The 815-nt window shown below is 67.7% G+C and carries 1 protein-coding gene; it reads right to left on the bottom strand.

From position 1 onward, the window contains the following. Positions 1–180: 180 nt before the first annotated feature. On the bottom strand, positions 181–510 hold the full coding sequence (locus tag KUM32_RS35810) for a helix-turn-helix domain-containing protein (protein ID WP_187059830.1): 330 nt from the start codon (positions 508–510) through the stop codon (positions 181–183). Positions 511–815 lie beyond the last annotated feature (305 nt).

Below are 815 nucleotides of genomic sequence, written 5' to 3'. Positions count from 1 at the left end.
TCGCGCCGTTGTCGGCCATTGTCGGCGGTATTTCCCCGGCGCCTTTGCGCGGTTCCCGTACACCGGGCCGCGCGTTGAACGCGGTCCCCGGGTCCGGGCGAATACCCGGCTCACCGGGGAGGGGAAGTCCGGGCCCACCGGGGGAAAATGGCCGGCCCGGCGGGCGGGAAATGCCCGGCCTTACGGGATGGCTCGCAGGCGTTCCATGTGGTCCTCGCCCCACTGGCCGAGCGGGGTGAGGGCCGTGAGGAGTGTGTGGCCGAAGTCGGTCAGCGAGTACTCCACCTTGGGCGGGACCTGCTGGTGGACCTCGCGGTGCACCAGGCCGCTGGCCTCCAGTTCGCGCAGGTGCAGGATGAGCATGCGCTCGCTGATGCCCTCCACCGAGCGACGCAACTCGCCGAACCGGAGCGGCCCTTCGCCGAGCCAGAACAGGATCAGGCCCTTCCATTTGCCGCCCATGACGTCGATCGCGGCGTCGAGGCCACAGGTGTAAGTGCGCTTCTTCATCGGCTCTTCCCCTCACAAAAATGTGGGTACCCGACAGAATTGTAGGTACTTGCCGAAGTGGCGGCGTGCCGCGCAGCATGGAACAGCCCCCGCACCGCGCACCCCGCGAATCCGCGTACTGGCGCGACTATTCCGTGCGGCGGCACCGGTGTTGAGCCCCTTTGTCGGCTCCCGGTAATGCGGCGTCTGGCAGGAGCAACGCAATGACCGAGCAGGACCGTACGACGGAGCAGGACCGTACGACGGAGCAGGACCGTACGACGGAGCAGGACCGTACGACGGAGCAGGACCGTACGACGGAGCAG

The sequence above is a fragment of the Streptomyces sp. AC627_RSS907 genome (assembly GCF_019049165.1).
The sequence above is the reverse complement of the archived record's forward strand: the minus strand, read 5'-3'. Positions and strand labels throughout refer to the sequence as shown.

Coding starts and splice junctions, on each gene's coding strand:
- KUM32_RS35810 (WP_187059830.1), bottom strand. CDS start 510: ATGAAGAAGCGCACTTACACCTGTGGCCTCGACGCCGCGATCGACGTC.